The 21,744-nt window shown below is 72.8% G+C and carries 20 protein-coding genes; 15 read left to right on the plus strand and 5 right to left on the minus strand.

Features of this window, described 5'->3' with window-relative positions:
• The first annotated feature begins 118 nt into the window (after positions 1 to 118).
• The 9 genes from OHA81_RS30015 to OHA81_RS30055 all read left to right on the plus strand — a co-directional run bounded on the left by OHA81_RS30015 (position 119) and on the right by OHA81_RS30055 (position 11,756).
• Positions 119 to 1,429 (plus strand): phenylacetate--CoA ligase family protein, encoded by a 1,311-nt coding sequence (locus OHA81_RS30015; protein ID WP_329201108.1) that lies wholly within the window; start codon positions 119 to 121, stop codon positions 1,427 to 1,429.
• Entirely contained in the window at positions 1,426 to 2,799 is a 1,374-nt protein-coding gene (locus tag OHA81_RS30020) for an MFS transporter (protein ID WP_329201110.1), read from the plus strand. The genes OHA81_RS30015 and OHA81_RS30020 overlap by 4 nt, the downstream gene beginning before the upstream one ends.
• Positions 2,796 to 3,941 carry a GNAT family N-acetyltransferase gene (locus OHA81_RS30025; RefSeq protein WP_329201112.1) on the plus strand — a complete coding sequence of 382 codons (1,146 nt, stop codon included), beginning with the start codon at positions 2,796 to 2,798 and terminating at the stop codon, positions 3,939 to 3,941. Before OHA81_RS30020 ends, OHA81_RS30025 begins: the two co-directional genes overlap by 4 nt.
• Positions 3,938 to 5,086 carry a LuxE/PaaK family acyltransferase gene (locus tag OHA81_RS30030; protein WP_329201114.1) on the plus strand — a complete coding sequence of 383 codons (1,149 nt, stop codon included), beginning with the start codon at positions 3,938 to 3,940 and terminating at the stop codon, positions 5,084 to 5,086. The genes OHA81_RS30025 and OHA81_RS30030 overlap by 4 nt, the downstream gene beginning before the upstream one ends.
• Positions 5,083 to 7,695, plus strand: a complete 2,613-nt coding sequence (locus OHA81_RS30035) for an acyl-CoA reductase (RefSeq protein ID WP_329201116.1) — start codon at positions 5,083 to 5,085, stop codon at positions 7,693 to 7,695. The genes OHA81_RS30030 and OHA81_RS30035 overlap by 4 nt, the downstream gene beginning before the upstream one ends.
• Positions 7,696 to 7,945: 250 nt before the next feature.
• Entirely contained in the window at positions 7,946 to 8,779 is an 834-nt protein-coding gene (locus OHA81_RS30040) for a CPBP family intramembrane glutamic endopeptidase (RefSeq protein WP_329201118.1), read from the plus strand.
• Positions 8,776 to 10,041: a sensor histidine kinase gene (locus OHA81_RS30045; protein WP_329201120.1), complete on the plus strand. Its 1,266-nt coding sequence runs from the start codon at positions 8,776 to 8,778 to the stop codon at positions 10,039 to 10,041. Before OHA81_RS30040 ends, OHA81_RS30045 begins: the two co-directional genes overlap by 4 nt.
• Positions 10,005 to 10,649 carry a response regulator transcription factor gene (locus OHA81_RS30050; protein ID WP_329201122.1) on the plus strand — a complete coding sequence of 215 codons (645 nt, stop codon included), beginning with the start codon at positions 10,005 to 10,007 and terminating at the stop codon, positions 10,647 to 10,649. The genes OHA81_RS30045 and OHA81_RS30050 overlap by 37 nt, the downstream gene beginning before the upstream one ends.
• 42 nt (positions 10,650 to 10,691) lie before the next feature.
• Positions 10,692 to 11,756, plus strand: a complete 1,065-nt coding sequence (locus OHA81_RS30055; RefSeq protein ID WP_329201124.1) for a helix-turn-helix transcriptional regulator — start codon at positions 10,692 to 10,694, stop codon at positions 11,754 to 11,756.
• Here OHA81_RS30055 and OHA81_RS30060 read toward each other — a convergent pair.
• Entirely contained in the window at positions 11,747 to 12,718 is a 972-nt protein-coding gene (locus OHA81_RS30060; RefSeq protein WP_329201126.1) for an SDR family oxidoreductase, read from the minus strand. The two genes, OHA81_RS30055 and OHA81_RS30060, sit on opposite strands and share 10 nt — an antisense overlap.
• Before the next feature lie 242 nt (positions 12,719 to 12,960).
• Between OHA81_RS30060 and bla the strand changes: the two genes are divergently transcribed.
• Together bla and OHA81_RS30070 are read left to right on the plus strand one after the other, a co-directional pair.
• A complete protein-coding gene (bla, locus tag OHA81_RS30065) occupies positions 12,961 to 13,815 on the plus strand; it encodes a class A beta-lactamase (RefSeq protein WP_329201128.1) in 855 nt (284 codons plus the stop codon).
• Positions 13,816 to 13,968: 153 nt separating this feature from the next.
• Positions 13,969 to 14,412 carry a luciferase domain-containing protein gene (locus tag OHA81_RS30070; protein ID WP_329201131.1) on the plus strand — a complete coding sequence of 148 codons (444 nt, stop codon included), beginning with the start codon at positions 13,969 to 13,971 and terminating at the stop codon, positions 14,410 to 14,412.
• Between the two features lie 226 nt (positions 14,413 to 14,638).
• On the opposite strand, the gene OHA81_RS30075 is transcribed toward OHA81_RS30070, so the two are convergent.
• Positions 14,639 to 15,148 (minus strand): RidA family protein, encoded by a 510-nt coding sequence (locus OHA81_RS30075; protein WP_329201133.1) that lies wholly within the window; start codon positions 15,146 to 15,148, stop codon positions 14,639 to 14,641.
• Between the two features lie 225 nt (positions 15,149 to 15,373).
• Here OHA81_RS30075 and OHA81_RS30080 point away from each other — a divergent pair, with 225 nt between their 5' ends.
• Both OHA81_RS30080 and OHA81_RS30085 read left to right on the plus strand, forming a co-directional pair.
• The gene (locus tag OHA81_RS30080) at positions 15,374 to 15,706 is read left to right on the plus strand and encodes a putative quinol monooxygenase (protein ID WP_329201135.1); all 333 of its coding nucleotides are present in this window, start codon (positions 15,374 to 15,376) and stop codon (positions 15,704 to 15,706) included.
• A gap of 151 nt (positions 15,707 to 15,857) precedes the next feature.
• Positions 15,858 to 16,502, plus strand: coding sequence for a dihydrofolate reductase family protein (locus OHA81_RS30085; protein ID WP_329201137.1), 645 nt, complete (start codon positions 15,858 to 15,860; stop codon positions 16,500 to 16,502).
• 53 nt (positions 16,503 to 16,555) lie between these two features.
• Here the strand turns inward: OHA81_RS30085 and OHA81_RS30090 are convergent, their stop codons facing one another.
• Positions 16,556 to 16,777 (minus strand): helix-turn-helix domain-containing protein, encoded by a 222-nt coding sequence (locus tag OHA81_RS30090; protein WP_329201139.1) that lies wholly within the window; start codon positions 16,775 to 16,777, stop codon positions 16,556 to 16,558.
• A complete protein-coding gene (locus OHA81_RS30095; RefSeq protein WP_329201141.1) occupies positions 16,777 to 17,262 on the minus strand; it encodes a DUF2975 domain-containing protein in 486 nt (161 codons plus the stop codon). The genes OHA81_RS30090 and OHA81_RS30095 overlap by 1 nt, the downstream gene beginning before the upstream one ends.
• Positions 17,263 to 17,675: 413 nt before the next feature.
• Between OHA81_RS30095 and OHA81_RS30100 the strand changes: the two genes are divergently transcribed.
• Both OHA81_RS30100 and OHA81_RS30105 read left to right on the plus strand, forming a co-directional pair.
• A complete protein-coding gene (locus tag OHA81_RS30100) occupies positions 17,676 to 18,497 on the plus strand; it encodes a lipase family protein (RefSeq protein WP_329201143.1) in 822 nt (273 codons plus the stop codon).
• A 170-nt stretch (positions 18,498 to 18,667) separates the two neighbouring features.
• Complete coding sequence (locus tag OHA81_RS30105; protein ID WP_329201145.1) at positions 18,668 to 20,800, plus strand: YbdK family carboxylate-amine ligase; 2,133 nt, start codon at positions 18,668 to 18,670, stop codon at positions 20,798 to 20,800.
• A 6-nt stretch (positions 20,801 to 20,806) separates the two neighbouring features.
• Here OHA81_RS30105 and OHA81_RS30110 read toward each other — a convergent pair whose 3' ends face one another.
• Positions 20,807 to 21,730, minus strand: coding sequence for an aldo/keto reductase (locus OHA81_RS30110; RefSeq protein ID WP_329201147.1), 924 nt, complete (start codon positions 21,728 to 21,730; stop codon positions 20,807 to 20,809).
• Between the last annotated feature and the right edge of the window lie 14 nt (positions 21,731 to 21,744).

Genomic DNA, 21,744 nt, shown 5'->3' on the forward strand with positions numbered 1-21,744 from the left:
GCATTGATGTTTCATCATCATGACCGCACGTCAGCTTCGGGCGTGCATGCGAGAAGGCGGGGGCGCCCAAGCCCCGTTCCTCCTTCCGCTCCCGCTCCCGTCACCTAGGCAAAGGCCCATGTCCGCCCAGCAACTCCCGGACCTCATACGTTTCGCCCGTCACAACTCGCCCTATTACCGTGATCTGTACGCGTCCCTGCCGCCGCACGCCGACCGCCTCACCGACCTGCCGGTGATCGACCAGCAGGACTTCTGGGCGGCCAACACCCTGCGCGACAACCGCGTCCTGACCGGCCCGCTCAGCGAGGCCACCGTCTACAAGACCGGCGGCACCACGGGGTCCCCCAAGTTCTCCGTCTACACGCGGGACGAGTGGCGCACCTTCGTCACCTCATTCGGACAGGGGCTCGTGGACGCGGGTCTGCGCCCGGGGCACCGCGTGGCCGACCTCTTCTACGCCGGGGAGCTGTACGCCAGCTTCCTCTTCGTCCTCGACTCGCTCGCCCACGCGCCGGTGGACAACGTCCGCCTGCCCATCGGCGGCGGAGCGCCTCTGGAATCGACGATCCCCACACTGCGCGAACTCTCCGCACAGGTCCTGGCCGGCACGCCCACCACCCTGTGCCGGCTCGCCGAGCAGGTCGTCTCCGGAGGTGTCCGGCTCGACTCGGTGGAACTGCTCCTCTTCGGCGGCGAAGCCCTGTTCGAGGACCAGCGGCGCCTGCTGGCCGCCGCGTTCCCCCGTGCCGAGGCACGTTCCATCGGATACGCGAGCGTTGATGCCGGGCTGCTCGGCCGTCCGGTACCCGGCTCCGACACCCGGGTGCACCGGCCCTTCTCGCCGTACACCGTCGTGGAGATCCTGGACGACGCCACCGGCGAGCCCGTCACCGAGCCGGGCCGGCCCGGCCGGGTCGTCGTCACCAGCCTCTTCCGCCGCCTGATGCCGATCATCCGGTTCCCCGCCGGAGACCGGGCCGAATGGACGGGCACCGGCCCCGGACACTTCCGGATCCTCGGTCGTGCGGAGGAGGGCGTACGCGTCGGGCCGGTCTCCCTCTACACCCAGGACGTCCAGAACGCCGTCGCCGCCGCGGACACCGCCGGGCGCGTGGTCGGCCTGCAACTCGTGGTGCGGCGCTGGGACGGCCGTGACGGGCTCGTCCTGCGGCTGGCGACGGCACCGGGCGACGACGGCGCTTCGAGCGGCGCTTCGAGCGGGGCGTGCGGTGAGCCCGCAGACGGCCTGCGGACCCTGGCGCAAGCCGTCCTCGCCGAGCTGGAAACCGCACGACCGCTCTACCCCGACAGCGTGCGCGCCGGGTTCGTGCACCCGCCGACCGTGGAATGGGCACGCCACCGCGACCTCGCCGTGAACCCCCGCACGGGCAAGCTCGTACGGGTCCTCGACGAGAGGCCGACCGCATGACCGCCGCGCCCGCGCGCCCGCCCGCGACCGCCGGTACCGACGAGACCGGTGTCGAGGAGACCGGTACCGAGGGGGGTGCCCGGACCACCGGCCGCCGCGCCCCGCTGGTCCTGCGCAACCGCGCCTTCGCCGCCGTGTGGCTCGGGCAGGTCCTCACCCAGGCCGCCGTGCGCATGTTCCAGGTCGGTGTGTCCTGGTGGATCGTCGCCTACGCCGTCAACGACGCCCGGGGCCTTGCCTCGGGGCTGTTCATGGCGGCCTGCACACTGCCCGCCGTAGCGCTGGCGCCCGTCGTGGCCGGGGTCATCGCTCGCTTCGCCCACCGCTCGGTGCTGCGGACCGCCGCCGTCCTCGCCGGAGCCGCCTCGGGCGCCCTCGCACTGTGGGCGTACGACGGCGTCCTGCCCCTCACGGCCGTTTACGCCGCCGCCGTCGCCCTGGCCACCTGCCAGGCGTTCTTCGACCCCTGCCTGACCACCTCGGTGCCCGAACTCGTCGACGACGCCGACATCGAGGCGGCCACCGGCTTCGAGCTGTCGACCCAGTCCCTGGCCGGCCTCGGGGGAGCGCTGCTCGGCGCCCTGACCGTCGACCGGGCAGGAGTGGCCGGGCTGGCCGTGGGCTGTGCGGCTGCCTACCTCGGCGCCGCCCTGTTCGTCGCGAGCGCCCGTTTCCGCACCACGGCACCCGAGCCGTCGCCCGCCGCGGAAGGCCCGGCCGACCCGTCAGGCGCACCCCGGCGCCGCGGGCTGCTCCACATCCTGCGCGAACTGCCGTACGTGCGGCGGATCCTGGTCTGCTTCACCGCCGCGAACCTCTTCACGACCGCCGTCTTCGTCGTCATCCCCCTCTACACCCGCTCGGTCCTCTCCGGGGGCGGCGCCACCGTGGCCCTGCTGGAGGCCTCCCTCGGCACCGGCGCGCTCATCGGCGCCTTCACCGGCGCCCGGGTACCGGGACGCCCCACTGTCGCGGGCGCGTACTGCCTGGGTCTCATGGCCCTCGCCCTGGCGCTGCCCGGGCTGGTCGCCCACCGGATGGTCATCGCGGGCTGCCTGGCCGTGTCCGGCTGGTGCGCGGGGGCCGTCAGCGTCCGCTTCGTCGCCCTCTTCCAGCGTCTGGTGCCGACGGCGGACAAGCCCGGCTTCTTCGCCGTGATGCAGGCGGTCCTGGGCTCCTCACTACCGGTGGCGTCCCTGCTCTTCGGCGCCGCGGGTGACTTCCTCTCACCCCGCACCCTGTGCCTCGTGCAGGGCGCCGGCCTGCTCCCCGCCGCCCTCGCGCTGGCCCTCCTGGGCCCCCACACCCCCGCGCCGCCGCCCGGGGCGGCCGCGGACCGGGACGCGGAACCCGTGGGGGGTGAGCGGTGAACCCCGTCATCACCCCGGCCACCCGCGAGGACATCGCCGAACTGCGCCAGCTCTACTACGCCGTCTACGGGCCGCACTACCCCGTGGCCCTCGGCACCGACCCGGCCGAGATGGCCCGCCTCATCGCCGACCCGCACTCCCTCTGGCTCGTCGGCCGTTGCCCCGGCACCGGGGCCCTGACGGCGTCCGCCGTCATCCGCGGCGACGCGGGCAGCCGCATCGGCCGCCTGGAAGGCATCGCCGTCCACCCCGGGCACCGCTCGGGGGGCGTGGCCGGCGCACTGACCGGAGCCCTGTGCGGCGAGATGCTGGACACCGGGCGGCTGGACTCGGTCTACGCGACCGTGCGCACCGTCAGCGCCGGGCCGCAGCGCGTCGTCGCCCGCAACGGCTTCCGCCCGCTCGGCATCCTGCCCAACGCGGTGGACCTCAGCAGCCGCGAAAGCCTCGCACTCTACGCGCGTCATTCCGCCGGGGTGCTCGACCGCCGGATCCCGGTAGCCGAAGTCCCCGCCCCGGTCATGCCGTTGCTGCGCACCAGCGAGGACGCGCTGGGCATCACCTACCCCGGGGTCAGGGCCGTTTCCGGCCCGCTCGGGGAACCCGCTCCCCAAGGGGCCGCGGAACGGCTGGAGATGATCGAGGCACCGGCCTTCGTACGACGCCGCTTCCGCGAGCGGTTCCCCGGGGCCGAGGGCTGGTTCTACCCCCTGCACACGCCGAACGTACTGCTCACCCCCGAAGACGGCCGCTTCGAGGTGTACGCCTATCTCAACCGCGCCGGCGGGTACTGCTCGCTGCTGACCGCCCACCCCGACCCCGCGGCGGCCGCCGCCCACCTCGCACCCGTCACCCGGGCCCTGGCCAGGGCCGGAGCCGGCTACGTGGAGGCCCTGGTCCCCCTCGCACACACCGAAGCCCTCAGCGCCTTCCTGGCCCAGGGCTTCGTCGCCGGAGCCCTCTACCCGGCGATGCGCGCGGACGGCGACGGCTTCCACGACTACGCCGTCCTCTCCCGCTCCAGCGAACGGATCGACTTCCGCGGAGTCGCCGTCGAGCCGCCCCTCCAGCCGTACCTGGACTGCTACGTGTCGGCCTGGGCGTCGACGCACCTGCCCACACCATCCGAGGTTGCCCCATGAACCCCCATCTCGCGCCGGTCGCCGTACCCGACCCGGCCCTCCTGCCGCACGTGCAACAGCTGTGCGACCTGACCGACCCCTATGCCCACGGCCCCGAGCAGGACGAACTGTTCGCCGCCGCCATGGCGGAGACCAACGCCTGGCACACCGAACGCTCCCCGTTCTTCCGCTCCCTGTACGAGGCCATCCCCGAGGCGCACCCGTACCGGGCGCCGCTCGTCCACGCGAACTTCTTCAAGCGGCACGAGGTGCTCTCCATCCCGCGCGAGGAGGTCGAGCTGCACCTGACCTCCTCCGGGACCACCGGCCAGAAGTCGCAGATGTTCTTCGACCACTGGACCATCCGCTCCGCGCAGCGCATGGTCGCCCGGATCTTCGAGCGCAACGGGTGGATCACCCCGGACCAGGAGGTCAACTACCTCCTGTACAGCTACGAACCGGCCCCTTCCCTGAACCTCGGGACGGCCTTCACCGACAACTACCTGTGTGACTTCGCCCCGGCACGCAGCGTCGAGTACGCCCTGCGCAACACCGGCGGCGACCACGAGTTCGACCCCTTCGGCTGCATCGCCGCGCTGCGCCGCTTCGAGCGGGAGGACGCCCCGGTCCGCATCCTGGGCTTCCCCGCCTTCCTCTTCTTCACCCTGGAGCGGATGCGGGCCATGGGACTGCCCCCGCTGCGCCTGCCCGAGGGTTCCCTCGTCGTCCTCGGCGGCGGCTGGAAGGGACACGCCGACCGGCGCATCGGCAAGGAGGAGTTGTACGCGCGCGTCACCGAGCAGCTCGGCATCCCCGGTGAGCGCATCCGCGACACCTTCGGGTCGGTGGAGCACTGCATCCCGTACATCGAGTGCGACCACCACCGGCTGCACGCGCCCGTCTGGTCCCGGGTGACGATCCTTTCCACCCACACGCTCGAACCCGTCCCCTACGGGGAGCCGGGTTACCTGCACCTCGTGTCGCCGTACATCACCTCCGTGCCGGCCCAGAGCGTGGTCATGGGCGACCTCGCCTCCCTCCGGCCGGGGGACGCCTGCGGGTGCGAGCTGGAGACCCCCTGGTTCACCGTCCACGGCCGCGCCGGGGTGAGCCGCAACCGCAGCTGCGCGGTGGCCGCAGCAGAACTGATGAAGGGCATGGCGTGAGCGAGACCCCGACGGTGACCGACACCGCGACCGACAACGCGACAGACACCGCGACCGGCCGCCGGAGCGTGGCCGCGTCCCAGGATGAGCAGCGCGACTCCGCCGTCGCGCACCACTACTGGCAGGGCGCCTTCATCGGCGACGAGGAGGCCGGGCGCCGCCTGGTCGACCTGCCGGCCGCCGTGGAGGCGGCGCTCGCCTCTGTGCTGGAGACCGAGACGGTCCTGGCCGCCTGCGACGCCCTCGCCACCGCCCTGTGCGACCCGGCCCACCCCGTACACGCCCGGCTCGCCCCCCACCTGCCCGACGGGGAGGACCCGGCCGTCCTGGCGGAGCTCGGTGGCGCCCTCGGCCGTCGCGAGCTCACCCGCAAGCTCCGCCGGGAGCTCGGCAGCGCGACTCCCGGCCGGCTGGACCGGGCCGATCCGCGCGAAACGGTCTACGAGGCCTGGGCCCCCGTCGGCCTGGTCGCCCACATCGCGCCGGGCAACAGCGCGACGGTCGCACCGCTCAGCATCGTCGAAGGCCTGCTCGCCGGAAACGTCAACATCCTCAAGACCAGCAGCGCCGACACCCTGCTGACCCAGCACCTGATGGCCGAACTCGCCGCCCTGGACCCCAGCGGCGCACTGGCCGCGCGGATCGTCGTCCTGCGCTTCGCGTCCTCCAGGCAGGAGTGGCTGCGCCTGATGTGCGCGCCCGCGGACGCCGTGGCCGTTTGGGGCGGCGAAGGCGCCGTCGAAGGGGTGGCGGCCCATGTCCCGCCCGGCTGCCGGCTGGTGGAGTGGGGACACCGCATCTCCTTCGCCTACCTCACGGCCGACGCCTGGTCCGACGCCGACATGCTCGACGCCCTCGCGGCCGATGTGTGCCTGCACGAGCAGCAGGCGTGCTCCAGCCCCCAGGTCGTCTACCTCGACACCGAGGACGAGGCCGAGGTGTTCGCCTTCGCCGAGCGCTTCGCCCCGGTCCTCGCGTCCCGGCCGCCGGCCGCGGCCGCCGCCGGGGCGGACGGCCCGGACCCCGCCGAGGAGGCCGAGCTGACCACCACCGAACTGGTGGCCCGGCTGGAGGAGCACCTGGGGCTGACGCGGGTGTTCGCCGCGCCGGACGGCTCGTGGCGGGTGATGGCCGACACCCGCTCGCCGCTGGCCGCCTCACCCCTGCACCGCAGCGTGTGGGTCAAACCGCTGCCCCGCAAGCGGATGATCGCCACCCTGCGCCCGATGCGCCGCTACCTGCAGACGGCCGGCCTCGCGGGCAGCCCCACCGACATCGCCGAGCTCGCCCGTACTGCCCTGGCCGCCGGCGTCACCCGGGTGACGCCGGTCGGCTCCATGCTGGACAGCTACGCGGGCGAACCCCACGACGGCGTGTACGCCCTGCAGCGCTACAGCCGCCGCGTCGCGGTCCAGGCCGACCCGGCCCGCTTCGCGACCACCGCCTGTCTCGACGACCTGGCCCGCCCCGTCGTCCTGCCGCGGCCCACGGGCCCGCTCCGGGGCAAGGAGGACGTACAGGAGCAGGGCCGGCAGCTGGCGCGGGCCGACGCCGAGCTGTTCTTCCGCAGCGGCGGCAGCACCGGCGCCCCGGCGTTGTCGGTCTTCAGCTACGACGACTACGACACCCAGATGCACGCCGCCGCCCGCGGCCTGCTCGCCGCGGGCTACGACCCGGTCGGGGACCGCACCGCCAACCTCTTCTACTGCGGCGCCATGTACGGCAGCTTCATCAGCTTCTTCTCCGTACTGGAACGCCTGGGCGGAGTCCAACTGCCGCTCTCGGCCGGGCCCGACCACAGGGCCACCGCGCAGGCCGTCATCGACCACGGCGCCGACACGCTGTTCGGAATGCCCTCCTACCTCTGGCAGCTCCTGCACGCGGAGGAGGACGCGCTGCGCGCGTACGGCGGACTGCGCAAGATCTTCTACGGTGGCGAGCACTTCACGCGCGAGCAGCGCAGTGCCCTTGAGGAGAGGTTCGGCATCGAGGTCGTCCACTCGATCACCTACGGCAGCACCGACCTCGGCCCGCTCGGGTACCAGTGCACCGAGAGCTCCGGTGGCGTCCACCACCTGCATGCCGACCTGCACACGATGGAGATCGTCGACCTGACCGAGGACCGGCCGGTGGCCCCGGGCGAAACGGGCCGGCTGGTCTTCACCACGCACGCCCGGCGCGGCCAGCAACTGGGCCGGTACCTGATAGGCGACCTCGGTCGGGAGGTCCCGGGCCGGTGCGCCTGCGGGCGGCACGCACCGCGCTTCGAGTTGATGGGGCGCACCGGCGACGTGATGCGGGTGGCGACGTACTTCCTCAACCACCGCCGCATCCTGACCCTGGCCGAGGAACGGGGAGGCCACCGGGGCGAGTTGCAGATACGGCTGGAGGCGGCGGACGCGCGCGAGCGGCTCACCGTGCGGGTGGAGCGCGGCGGGACGACGGACCCGGAGCGGCTCCGGGAGGTCCTCCTGACCGGCTACCCGGAACTGCGCGCAGCGGTGACCGAACGACTGCTGGACCTGGTGGTCGAGACGGTCGACGGCGCCTCGCTGGACCGCAGCCCGACCAGCGGCAAACTCCTGGCGGTGGTGGACACCCGCCGCTAGGGCGAACAGTGCCCTCAAGCGCGGGTCGTCACGGAAGACGGGGCGCCCCGGCCGTGCACCCGCACGATGTTGGGCACTCCAAGGCTCTCCCGCAGGTGGGTGATGGTGTCGGCGGCGCCGCCGAACGGACCCGGTCCGGGTTGGACCTGGGTGCACCCCCGCCCGGGTGCCGGGTGCAGTGTCCGGGGCCGCCGTGCCCGGCATCGTCGTACCCGTCGGGAAAACGGACGGACGGACGGGCGGGACGGTCATGGCGAGGGCGCACGGCGTGGAACGGGTGGGGCGCGGCGGGACGTGGGGTGCGGCGGGGGTGTTCACCGCGGTGGCCTTCCTGGCGGCCGGGGTGCTGGGGGCGGTACAGCCGGCCACCGGCGTGCCCACCGAGGTGGTGCAGCTGACCCAGTTCGGGCCGGCCGCGGGGGTGGGCGCGATCGCCCTGTACCGGTGGAGGCGGACCCGCGAACTGCTGCGGGGCGGGGGCCGGCGCGGGGGCGGCGGGCGGGCGGTGGCACTCCTCGGGTCGGCCGCCTTGATCGTCGCGCTCACCGTGGGTGCGTACGGGACGCTCCGCGGGGGCGTCGGCTCCACTCCGCCGGGGGCCCTGCACCACCCCTTCGCCCTGATCGCGATGGCGCAACTGGCGGGGGCGTGCGGAGAGGAGATCGGCTGGCGCTGCTTCCTCCAGCCGCTGCTGCGGACCCGGTTCGGGACCCTCGCCTCGTCGGTGACGGTGGGCGTGGTGTGGGGTGCCTGGCACGTACCGGTCTTCGCCCAGGCCCCGGCCTACGCCGCGGGCTTCCTCGTCGCCACCGTGGCCATGTCGGTCGTCCTGGGCGTGGCCCTCGACCGTACGGGCGGTCCGTACCGGCTGCTGCTCGCGGGCGGCTTCCACACGCTCGTCAACCTCGGACTGCTCCTCTTCCTGGACGAGGAGTCGGGGGCGGTCACGCCGATGCTCTGCTTCGGGCTCTCCTGCCTCGTGGTGGCCCTGGCATGGGTGCGGGGGCGGCGGCGCGCGTCGGCGGTGGCCCCGGCGCCCGCGTCGGAGACCGCGCCCGCGCCGACTACCCTGCACGGGACATGAGTTCGATCGCCGCCCGCTCCCGCGCGGGGACCCTCCACGCCCTGACCGCCGTCGGCCGCTGCCACCTGGCCGGACTGCTCGGCCTGGTGGTGGCGGCCTGCGCGGGACCGGCCGTCGTCGGAGCGCTGCTGTTGCTGCCCGTCGGCATCGGCCACCGGCTGCTGCCACCCGCTGCGGCCCTGCTGCGCCGGTGCGCCGACCGGGCCCGGGAGCGGGCCGCGCGCTGGTCGGGGGTGCCGGTCAGCCCGCCCGCCCCGCTCCCGCGGACGGCGGGGGCCCGCGCGGTGCTGGCCGACGCCGGGTTCTGGCGCGACCTGGGCTGGGCCTGGCTGGAGCCCCTGGCCGGCGGCCCGCTGCTCGCCGTGCCGCCGTCGCTCCTCGTGTACGGGGCGTTCGGGGCGTTCGTCCAGCCGTTCGTGTGGCGGCTGCTGGGCGACGGCAACTGGTACGCGTTCGTCCCCGTGCGCAGCACCGCCGGCATGCTCGCGGCGCTGCTCCTGGGCGTCGCCCTCACGGCTGCCGCTCTCCTCCTGGCCCCCGCCGTGCTGCGCCTGCACGCGCGCTGGAGCCGGCTGCTCCTCGCCGCGCCCCGTACGACCGAACTCGTCCGCCGCATCGAGCAGTTGACGGACTCCCGGGCCGTCGCGCTGGACGGCCGGGCGGACGAGCTCCGGCGCATCGAACGGGACCTGCACGACGGGGCCCAGGCCCGGCTCGTCGCGCTCGGGATGCGCCTCGACGGCGCGACGCGCCTGCTGCACGATCCGCCGGCCGCCCGCGCGGCGCTGCTGGAGGCGCGCGAACTGTCCGCACGGGCCCTGGAGGACCTGCGCGACCTGGTCCGGGGCATCCAGCCGCCGGTCCTCACCGACCGGGGCCTGGGCGATGCCGTGCGCTCCCTGGCCCTCGACAGCTTCCTCGACGTGCACGTCGAGGTCCGCCTGGCGGGACGGCTGCCGGCCGCGGTCGAATCAGCCGCCTACTTCGCGGTCAACGAGCTGCTGGCCAACGCGGCGAAACACTCCGGCGGCGACCGCGTCGACATCGTCCTCGCCCACGGCGAGGGGCGGCTGCGCGTCACCGTCACCGACGACGGGCGCGGCGGGGCGGATCCCGCCCGGGGGACCGGACTGCTCGGTGTCCGGGCCCGATTGGCTACCTTCGACGGGAGCCTCGCCCTGCACAGCCCGCAGGGCGGACCGACCACAGTGACCCTGGAGATCCCGTGCGCGTCGTCCTTGCCGAAGACCTCTTCCTCCTGAGGGACGGCCTGGTCCGCACGCTCCGGGAGCACGGCTTCGACGTCGTCGCCGCCGTCGACAACGGCCCCTCGCTGCTGCGCGCCCTGCTGGAGGAGAAGCCGGACGTCGCGGTCGTCGACGTGCGCCTGCCGCCGTCCTTCACCGACGAGGGCCTCCAGGCCGCCCTCGAAGCCCGCCGCCACCATCGCGGGCTGCCCGTCCTCGTCCTGTCCCAGTACGTCGAGCAGCTCTACGCGAACGAGCTCCTGGCGAGCGACGACGGGGGCGTGGGCTACCTCCTCAAGGACCGGGTCACCGACACGGGCCAGTTCGTCGACGCCGTGCGGCGCGTCGCCGCGGGCGGCACCGTCCTGGACCCGAAGGTGATCGGCCGGCTCCTGTCGCGCGGCGACGCCCGGGGCACCATCTCCGCCCTCACCCCACGGGAACGCGACGTCCTGGAACTGATGGCGGAGGGCCGCTCGAACACCGCCGTCGCCGCGGCCCTCCACTTCAGCGAGAGCGCGGTCGCCAAGCACACCGCGAGCATCTTCGCCAAACTCGGCATCGCCCCGTCCACCGAGGACAACCGCCGGGTCCTGGCCGTCCTCGCGTACCTGCGCCGCTAGGCCGACGCCCCGTTCGTCCGCCGGAACGGCGATCCTGGGAGCATGCGTGCCGCCCGCCTGATCCGAATGGCCCTCCTGATCCAGTCGAACCCCGGCCTGACCGCCGCCGCACTCGCCCGCGAACTGGAGATATCCGAGCGGACCGTGATCCGCGATGCCCAGGCGTTGCAGGAGGCCGGGGTCCCCGTCCGGTCGGAGCGGGGCCGCGTCGGTGGCTACTTCCTGGCCCCGGGTCACCGGACCCGGCTCACCACGCTCCACCCGAGCGAGGCGGAGACCCTGTTCCTGTCGGGACTGCCGACGGCCTTGCAGGACCTGGGGCTGTCCGGTGCGGCGCACACTGCCCGGCTGAAGCTGACCGCGACCCTGCTCCCGTCGGTGCGCGAGGCAGCCGAGTCGGCGGCGCGCCGTTTCCACCTCGACGCCCCGGCCTGGTTCCGGGAGCCGTCCGCGCCCGAGCTGCTGCCGGACCTGGCCCGCGCCGTGTGGGCCGACCGGGCTGTCGAGCTGGCCTATGCGCGGCCTGGCCGGGACGGCTCACCGCCCTCCACGGCGACCCGGGTGGTGGAGCCGTACGGGCTCGTACTGAAGGCCGGCACGTGGTACGTCGTGGCCCGGGTCCGCGTCCCGGGCGGGCGGCCAGGCGAGGACGCGACCTGGCGTACCTACCGCGTCGACCGCCTCACGGCCCTCGCGCCCGCTCCCGGCGCGCAGGAACCGTTCGTGCGCGACGCGGCCTTCGACCTGGCCGCGCACTGGGAGGCCCGCTCGGCCGCCTTCGCCCGCGCGCTGCTGCGCACCACCGTCACGGTCCGGCTGACCGGGCGGGGGCTGCGCCGCCTGCCCGCGGTCGTGGACGGGGCCGCCGTCGAGGAGGCACTGGCCGCCGCGAGCGCCCCGGACTCCGACGGGCGGGTCACGCTCGGCCTGCCCGTCGAGTCCGAGGACGTCGCCTTCGACCAGCTGGCCCGGCTCGGCGCGGACGCCGAGGTACTGGCCCCGCACTCCCTGCGCACCCGCTTCCGCGCGCGTGCGGCGGCCCTGGCGGCCCTCTACCAGGCCGACCCGCCGGTGGCGGAACCCGGGGAAGCCGAGGGTCAGCGGTAGTCCTCGGGGGAGCCTTCCTTCCCGCCGTAGACGACGTCCTCGAAGTACGCCCAGGCGTCCGGCCGGCTGCCGTCCACGTCGGTCACCCCGTACACCTTGGCGAGCTCCCCGCTGGAGGTGGACTTGCCGTTCCACCGCTCGGCGCGGTCCGGGTCGGCGGCCAGCGCCGCCACCGTCCGGGCCAGGTACTGCGGGGACTCGGCGATCGCGAATGACGGCTCCTGGGCGATCGCGTCGCGCCAGTTCTCCTCGCTGACGCCGAAGAAGGTGAGCATCTGCTCCGAGCGCAGGAAGCCCGGCGAAACCGCGACCGCCGTACCCCCGTACTCCGCCAGTTCTTGGCCCAGCCCGAACGCAAGACGGATCGGAGCGTTCTTCGCCAGGTCGTAGTACATGTTCTCGCGGTACCGCCGGTTGGAGTGCGCGGTGCCGTCGGTGACCTCCACGTGCAGCGGCGCGTCCGAACGGATCAGCAGCGGCAGCAGCAGCGCAGCCGTGATCACGTGCGAGCGGGCGCCGAGTTCCAGGATGCGCAGGCCGTCGGCCAGTGGCGTCTCCCAGCTCTTCTTCCCGAACACGGAGGTGGCGAGGAGGTGCTCGCCGCCCCACAGGTCGTTGACGAGGATGTCGAGACGGCCCTGCTCCCGGTCGATCAGTTCGGCGAGGGCGCGTACCTGGGCTTCGTCGAGGTGGTCGGTGGGGACCGCGATCCCGGTTCCGCCGGCCGCGTCGACCAGCTCGGCGGTCTCCTCGATGGTCTCGGTGCTCCGGCCGACCTCGCTGGCCCGGGTCCGGGTGGTGCGGCCGGTGACGTACACGGTCGCACCGGCCCGGCCCAGCTCGACCGCCTGAGCGCGTCCGGCCCCGCGGGTGGCACCGGCCACGAGCGCGATCCGCCCGGCGAGCGGGCGCCGGGAGTCATCCTGACGGGTGTTCTCGTTGCTCATGTCCTCGTTGCTCATGTCATCCATCGTTCAGGCCAAAACTGACAGAACACGTCACCTTTTCCTTGGAGTGTCGCGCATCACGTACGGGTCGGAACGATTCCGTGCGGAGCCGCGTCCTGATGGGTGATCAATGGGATGAACTGCCCGGAACGAGACGGCAGATCGGTTTTCGGGCGGTCACACGGACAGCAGGGGAAGTGCTCATGGTTCTGCGCTCCAGTCGGCGTCGGGTTCTCGGTGCGGTTGCCGCCACCGCTATGGCTGTCGTCCTCCCCGCGGGGGGACGCGCCTTCGCGAAGGGCGCGGAGGGAGAGGGGATCACCGGCCGGCTGCGTGCGCTGGAGCGGGCGCATTCGGCACGACTGGGGGTCTTCGGGCGAGACACCGTCACCGGCAAGGCGGTGCTGTACCGCGCGGACGAGCTGTTCCCCATGTGCTCGACCTTCAAGACGCTCGCCGTGGCCGCGGTGCTCAGGGACCTCGACCGCGACGGCACGTTCCTCGCCCATCGCATCCGGTACACGAAGAAGGACGTCACGGAGTCCGGCTACGCACCGGTCACGGGCTTGCCCGAGAACCTCGCACACGGCATGACCGTCGCGGACCTGTGCGCGGCAGCCATCGACCACAGCGACAACACCGCCGGCAACCTCCTGCTGCGTGAACTCGGCGGTCCGGACGCCGTCACCCGCTTCTGCCGGTCCATCGGCGACCGAGTGACCCGGCTCGACAGGTGGGAGCCCGCGCTGAACTCCGCGGAACCGGGAAGGGCGAGCGACACCTCCAGCCCGCGCGCCCTCGGCAGCACCTATGCCCGGCTCACCGTCGGGGACGCGCTCGGCAGGCCCGACCGGGAACGGCTGACCGGGTGGCTGCAGGGCAACACCACCGGCGGCAACCGCCTGCGCGCCGGACTGCCGAAGGACTGGACGGTCGCCGAGAAGACCGGCACGGGCAGCTACGGCACCACCAACGACGTGGGCATCGCCCGGCCGCCCGGCCGAGGACCGGTCGCGGTCGCGGTCCTCTCCACCAAGCACGACCCGACGGCGCCGGCCGACGAGCCCCTGCTCGCCGCTACGGCCGCACTGGTGGCCGCGGCGCTGACGTGACCTCCTCCCCGGATGCCTGACCCACGGGTCGTCACCGGGCTCGGTCACGTCCTCGACCGGTTCTCCACCGGGGCAAGAGCCTGCTGCGCACATGCTGCAACGTCGTTGACCATTCACGCACGGCCGGCTCACCGGCCGGAGAGGAACACCGCCTTGATCACTCTGACTCCCCGCAACGGCCCGGCCCCGAGGGTCTTCGGCCCGGCCCCGCACGGCCAGGGCTCGCAGATCGCCCCGATCATGCTGCAGGAAGAGCTGTGGGAGCGGATGCGCGCACTGCCCTACGTGTACATGTCCCCCACGCTCGTCTCCGTGCCGCACGCCCGTGCCCTCTTCCTGCCCGAGGGCGTCGGCTCGGGCCCCGCCGAGGCCTTCCAGCGCGGCAGGGAATGGGCCCACATCCACCCCCACCACGACGGCTCGCTCCACCTCACGCTCCCGCCGGAGGCCGAGGAGGACGTCATCGCCGCGGGTTGGGGAGTGCACCACCCGGTCCAGGACGTGACGCTCGTCTACGGGCCCAGGACCGCGGAGGAGCTGGAGACGGTCTGGAAGATCATCCAGCTGTCGTACCGGTTCGCAATGGGCGCCAAGTGAAGCACCGCGCCGTGCACGAGAGGGCGCGAGGGATCCCCATGAGTGCCGGGCAGCCCGGACGGTAGTAGGCGGGGGAAACCCCCATGGGCCACACGGTCCCCGAGCGCGGTCACCTGGCCGAGAGCCTGAGCGGGCCGCGCCGGTGGACCGCTGTGAAGCACCACGAGCGGTCACCGCCGCGGTGCGCCGAGCGGCCGCGCGGCGGTAGCCGCGCGGCCGACTCGGTTCAGGAGCGCGGCGACACCAGCGCGACGGCCTCGATCTCCACCAACTGATCGGGGAACGCGAGGTCGGTGACACCCAGGATGGTGTCGGTGGTGCGGTGGTTGCCGACGTACTCCTTGTGCAGCCGGGCGGCCGTGTCGAAGTTCTTGCGCAGGTCCTTGGTGTAGATCTTCATGCTGACGATCTGGCTGCGCGGGATCCGGTAGTGCGCGAGCACCTTGTCCAGGTTGGCGAACGACGTGCGCACCTGCGTCTCGAAGTCGCCGACGCCCACGAGGTTCCCGGCCGCGTCGTGCGACAGCTGCCCCGAGATGTAGACCGTGTCCCCGGCTCTGACGGCCTGCGAGTACCCGTAGGACTCCTCCCACGGCACCCCGAACCCGAAGTGGTCCCAGCCGCGGCGCGCCTGGTCCTGCGCGCTGGCTCCCTGCGGTCCAGCAACGGCGATCATCACGGCCACGAACGCGGCCACCACGGCGGCGATGCCGAACCTGCGCCCTGACTTGGTCATTTCCTTCGTCCTTTCGTTCCCCAGTGGAGCCTGGCGCGACGACGTTTTCACGGGGCGAAGGAGAACTCCTCGAACGGGAACGGATCGGCGATCGAATTGCCTGCCCGGATTCCGCGACGCCCGACCCGAGCCCGTACAAGAGGACAGAAGGGGAGGCTGATCGTCGTGCCTCGCCGTCCGGTGGCGCCGACGACGGAGAATCGGAACAGAACCCAAGGAGGCGTCATGATCTTCATCACCGCAAAGTTCCCGGTCCGGCCCGAGTTCGCGGACCGCTGGCCCCAGATCGCAGCGGACTTCACCGCCGCGACCCGCGCCGAACCCGGCTGCCTGACCTTCGAGTGGTCGCGGAGCGTCGACGATCCGACCGAGTACGTCCTGGTCGAAGCGTTCCGCGACGACGATGCCGGAGCGGCCCACGTCCAGTCCGACCACTTCAAGGAGGCGCAGCGGACCCTGCCGCGCCACTTGGCCGCGACGCCCCGCATCGTGAACATGAAGCTGCCGCAGGACGACTGGTCCTTGCTGGGCGAGATGGCTGTCGAAGACAGCCCCTGACGGGATCGGCCCTCGCCACCGCCGGTCTGGCCGGCGGGCACGGGACTCGTCGTGAGGTGAGGTGAAACCGTGTTCCGGCGCGGCGATGAGTCCGCGGGCAGCCGGAGGTCTATCTCTTGACGGAGACAGCCGACCTCATCGGGAGTGAGCCATGGGCCTCGTCCACATCGCGATGTTCGCGACCCTCGACCTCGTCGGGCAGGCGCCCGGCGGCCCCGACGAGGACCCGGTGGGGTTCCCGTTCGGCGGCTGGCAGGCGCCCCTGCTGGACGAGGTTGCCGGGGCGCAGATCGGTGCCGCGTACGAAGGTACGGACGCCCTCCTGCTCGGCCGCCGGACGTACGACCTCTTCGCCGCCTACTGGCCCCGCCAGGAGGGCGGTCAGGACAACGAGATCGCCACGCTCTTCAACAGCGTCCCGAAGTACGTGGCGTCCCGCGGCCGGCCCGACCTCTCGTGGGCCGGATCCACACACCTCGGGCCGGACCTCGCCGGCGCGGTGCGCGAGCTCCGTGACCGCCACGAGCACGTGAAGGTCGTCGGGAGCCTGAACCTCGTGCAGACCCTCCTGCGCGAGAAGCTCTTCGACCGCCTCGACCTCTGGCTGCACCCCATCGTGCTCGGCGTCGGGAAGAAGGTGTTCGACGAGGGCGCGGTGCCCACCAACGTCTCGCTCCTCGCACCCCCGGCAGCCGGCCCGAAGGGCACCGTGTACCTGCGCTACGGGCTGGCCGACGGCACCCCGGCCACGGGGGACATGAGCGCACCCGACCGGGGCGCCCGCCGGGGCGACTGACGCCCCGTCGGCGTTACCTGTGCCGGGCCTTGCCCGCCCCGCTCCGGAGCACGTCATCCGCCTCCTGCGGCCTCGGCCTCCCAGCGCAGCAGGTCGCCCGGCTGGCACTCGAGTACCTCGCAGAGCGCGGCGAGCGTCGCGAAACGCACCGCCTTGGCGCGGCCGTTCTTGAGTACCGCCAGGTTCGCGGGCGTGATCCCCACGCGGTCCGCGAGGTCGCCCACGGACATCTTCCGCCTGGCGAGCATCACGTCGATGTCGACGACGATCGGCATCAGATCACCTCGTCCAACTCGGCCTGCATCTGCGCCGCTTCGACGTCGCGCGCGACGGCCTGGGCGAGCAGCATCCGCAGCACGAGCACGATGAGCGAGACCCCCAGGATGGCCAGGCCGACCCCGCCCATGATGACGGTGACGCCCGGGTCGTCCCGCTGACCCGGCGCATTGAGGGCCGTGACCGTGAACCACACGAGGGCGGCCGCCACGATCGCGCCGATCACGCCGTCCACGTACCGGAAGGCGGCGTGGGAGAACACGGTTCCGCGTCGCACCATCGTCACCAGCCGCCACACGCACACCAGGGCCACCTGGGCCGACACCATGCCCAGGATCGTGACCAAGCGCAGCGGGGTCAGCGGGAGCGACCCGTCCTCCGGGTCGGTGGCCAACGCCCACACCATCAAGGCCTGTACGAACACGGTGCCGACGAGCACCACCACGAGTACGGCGCGCAGCGCAGCCACTGTCAGCTTGCCCATGACCATCCTTCCATCGAGTAACGATGAAAATCTATCGAAAATCGATAGATGAGACAAGGCCTGCCCAGGAAGCCGCTCCCTGCGACGAGAACTGTGACCGGGAGCCCTGCCTCGTAGCCGACCCGCCGGACAGAATCCGGCCGGCCGGCGGAGCAGCGTCTGCTCAGCCGCTCGGGTGAGGGGGGATCGTTCCTGCCTCCGCCGCTCGCGATGTCCCCGCCGCCGGGGTCCCCCGTCCTTCTACGGTCGCCGGTGAAGTGACCCCCGTCCTCCGCGGCGCCGGGCGTTGCTGCCCACCACCGCCCCTGCGGGACGCGGCAGTTGTCGGCCGGCCGGTTCTTCGGCGTGGCGGCGGCCGGCGGGCCGCGGTGGGCGGCGGGTCAAAGGGGACTCGCGTACCAAGGAGGCACCTGGTGTCCGTTCCGACGACGATCGACCACAGCGTGACCAAGCACTGCCCCCAGCTGGCCTACTGGATGGTCAAGGCCGCGGCGCTGGCCTACAAGGACGAGGCGACCGTGGAGGCCACGGCCCGGGAATGGGGGTTCGACCGGGTGCGCCACCACCACACCCGGTTCACGCCGCCGTTCCCGCTGCAGGACACGCAGGCGTACACGGTCGCCAGCGACAAGATGATCATCACCGGGTTCCGGGGGACCGAGCCGGCCCAGATCCGCGACTGGCTCTCGGACGCCACGACCCCGCCCGTGCCGGGCCCGGCGGGCACCGGATTCGTGCACTACGGCTTCGGCGAGGCCCTAGACTGCGTCTTCCCCACCGTCCGGCAATCGCTGGCCGAGTTCCGCGACAACGGCCAGAGCGTCTGGTTCACCGGCCACAGCCTGGGCGGCGCCCTGGCGATGCTGGCCGGCTGCCGCATGTACCTGGAGGCGCCGCGCCTGCAGGCCGACGGCATCTACACCTACGGCCAGCCCCGCACCTGCGAACGGATCTTGGCCGCCTCCTGCAACAAGGGCTTCAAGGACCGCCTGCACCGCTACGTCAACAACAACGACATCGTCCCCCAGCTGCCGCCAGAACCGGCCTACACCCACGTCGACACCCTCCACTACATCGACTCCACGGGACGCATCCGCAGCTCGATGCCCCTGCTGAGCGCTCTCGGTGACCGGGTCAAGGGCGCGACCGCCGACCTGCTCGCACCCACCAGCGACGCCCTGCGCGACCACCCCGTCAAGCAGTACCTGAACGCGATGGAGAAGAACCTCCTCTGAAGCCCGCCGTCCCTGCGCGCGAGACGGTGTTCTGCGTCATCCGGCAGGCTGCCGCTGCAGAGGTTCCGGGTGAGGAGGGCGCCCGCGGGTGACCGGTCCGCGGGGGCCCCGTCGGAGGAGAGACCCGTGTCGGAGGCGACACGGCAGGCGGAGCGGACGATGCTGGACGGATGGACGCCAGCGAAGCCAAGGACCTGCGTCACGGGCAGAGCGACCCCTTGGCGCCGACGGTGGGGGTGGAAGAGGAGTTCTTCCTCGTCGGGGCCGGCTCCCGGATCGTGCAGCCGGCCGCGGCACGCGTAGTGGCGCGCGCCGCCGCAACACTGGGCGACGACGTCTCCGGTGAGTTCACCGATTTCCAGATCGAGACCAGGACACCGCCCTGCACGTCGGTATCGCAGCTGCACCGGGAACTGCTGCGCCTGCGTGCCGGCATTGCCCGAGCGGCCGCGGCAGAAGGGCTCAAGGTGTGCCCTTCGGGCACACCGGTGCTGCGCCCGCCCGGGCCGGCGCCGATCGGCACCCATCCGCGCTACCGGGCCGGCGCCGACCTGTTCAGGTCCATGATGGACGACTACGTCATCAACGCCCTCCACGTCCACGTCCACCTGCCCGACCGGGACCTGGCCGTGCAGGTCTCCAACCATCTGCGGCCCTGGCTGCCGCTCCTGGTGGAAATGAGTGCGAACTCGCCCTTCTGCGAGGGCCGTGATACCGGCTACGCGAGTTGGCGCTCGGTCATCAGGCTGCGGTTCCCCGCCCTCGGGCCGCCGCCCTACGCGCGATCTTTCGAGGAGTACGGCCGGCACGCCGAGGCCATGGCGGAGGCCGGCGGCATGTCGTTCGCGGACCTGCCGTTCTGGGACGTCCGCCCCCACCCGCAGCTGCCGACCGTGGAAGTGCGCTGCATGGACGTCCCGGCAGATCCCGCGGACTCCGCGGCGCTGGCCGCGATCACGCGGGCCCTGGTGGTCACCGCCGCCGACGCGGCGAGCCGCGGCGAGGGAGCCCCGCACCCGTCGGCCGAATGGCTGCGCTGCGCCTACTGGAATGCCACGCGTGACGGCTGGAGCGGCCACGGCCCCGATGCCCTGACCGGGCAGGTCCTGCCGGCACCGGTGCGCGGCGCCCGGCTGCTGGAGCACGTCCGCCCCGCGCTGGAGGAACACGGCGACACCGAGCCGGTCACGGCCCTCTTGCGCCGGCTGGAGAGCCGCGGGTCGGGGGCGCACCGCCAGCGCGCCGCGTCCCGTCTGCCGGGCGGTCTGGCCGCGGTGGTGGACGACCTGACCGCCGCGCCCCCGCAACCGCCGCCGGAAACGACACCGACCGGGCCGCGAAACCGTACGTCACCTGACCGGCGGGTGTGCGACGGCGCCGGGCCCCCGCCCGTGTCAGCCTGGGATCCCCACGACACGCCGCCACTGGTGTCCGCACGACCGGCCGGGGCCGAGCTGTGCCCCGTGGCTCAGGAGGGCCCCGTGAAGCAAGCCCCGACCCTGCACGACCGCCCGCACGCCAACGACGCTGTCACCGACGCCCTGCGCCGGGACGGCTACGCCCGCTACCGCGCCGCGGACCTGGAACCGGACACGGACGCGCGCCGTAGGGACCTGGCCGAGATCGAGAGCGTCTTCGCCACTCTTCCGCCCGACCCCTACGCCCCGCACACCAACCGGTTCCGCCGCTACTCCCACGCCGTGTACCTGCCGTGGACCGGGCAGCTGTCCTTCACACCCGGCGCCCCCGACCCCACGTACGGCATGGTGACCGAATACTGGCAGGACGACCACAACCCGGAATTCCCGGACGTACGGCGCCGTCTGCCCGACCTCCCCACCACGCTGCACGGCAACGCGCTCCTGCAGCGCCTCATCCACACCGACCTCCACCACGCCCTGTGGCTGGAGGACCTCCAGCGCACCCCCGTCTACGTCGGCGTCCACCTGCTCAAACTGGCCGTCCACGCCAGCGCCGACACCGCCGTCTCCTCACCCAACAGCCTCCACCAGGACGGCGGCTCACCGGCCACGTTCACCTTCGCCCACTTCATCGGCTCCACCAACATCCGCGGCGGCGAGAACGTCATCGCCACGCCCGAGTCCGCCGGCCGCCAGCCCGATGACCTCCCTGAGACCGCGGTGCACGCACGCTTCACCCTCAACGAACCCCTCGACGGGTACGCCGTCCACGACCACAGGGTGAGCCACTACGTCGGACCGGTGAGCCTGGGCGACGGCACCGGCCCGGGCGAGCGCCGCATCCTCATCATCGGCCTCGCCCCGTACGGGCCCCGTCTGTAAGGCGGCTCATGCACCCGGCGAGCTGCTGCCGCGAGAGACGGACGAACCGCTGGAGAACGCGTCCTCCAGTTGCGTCAGCTCTTCCGCGCTCAGCTCGAGGTCCGCGGCCCGGGCCGAGTCGGTGATGGAGGCCGGGCGGCTGGCCCCCGGTACCGGGATCACCACCGGGGAACGCGCGAGCAGCCACGCCAAGGCGATCTGCTGCGGGCTGACGCCGTGCTCGGCCGCGACGCGGTGGAAGGCAGTGCCGGCGGAGGTGCTGCCGGAGGGGCCGTCGAGGGAGCTGCGCGAGATGCCACCCAGCGGGCTCCACGGCAGGAAGGCCAGGCCCAGCCGGGTGCTCAGTCGCAGCTCCGCCTCGCTGTCGCGCACGGCGGGCGAGTACTGGTTCTGCACGGAGACGAGTCCGTCGCCGAGGATCCCGTGCGCTTCGCGGATCTGGACGGTGGTGACGTTGGATATGCCGGCGGCGCGGATCGTGCCGGCGTCCAGCAACTCCCGCAGGGCGCCGACGGACTCCGCCCAGGGCACGGACGGATCCGGCTTGTGCAACTGGTACAGGCCGATGGCCTCGACGCCCAGGCGCTTGGCGGAGGCTTCGGCGGCGCGCTTGAGATGGGCGGGGTCCGCGGTGACGGTCCAGCTGCCGTCCCCGGGGCGGCCACGGCCGCCCTTGGTGGCGACCAGGACGCCGGAGGTGTCGCCGCCGTAGCGGGCCAGGGCGCGGGCGACGAGCAGTTCGTTGTGGCCCACCTCCCCGGCGTGCCAGTGGTAGCTGTCGGCGGTGTCGATGAGCGTGACGCCCGCGTCGAGCGCGGCGTGGACGGTGGCGACGGCCCGCGTCTCGTCCGGGCGGTCCTCGATGGACAACGGCATGGCGCCCAGTCCGACGGCGCTGACGGTGGTGCCTGCGAGGGTGCGGTACTGCATGGCGGTTGTGTTCC

The sequence above is a fragment of the Streptomyces sp. NBC_00667 genome, from assembly GCF_036226825.1.
Lineage (GTDB): Bacteria > Actinomycetota > Actinomycetes > Streptomycetales > Streptomycetaceae > Streptomyces.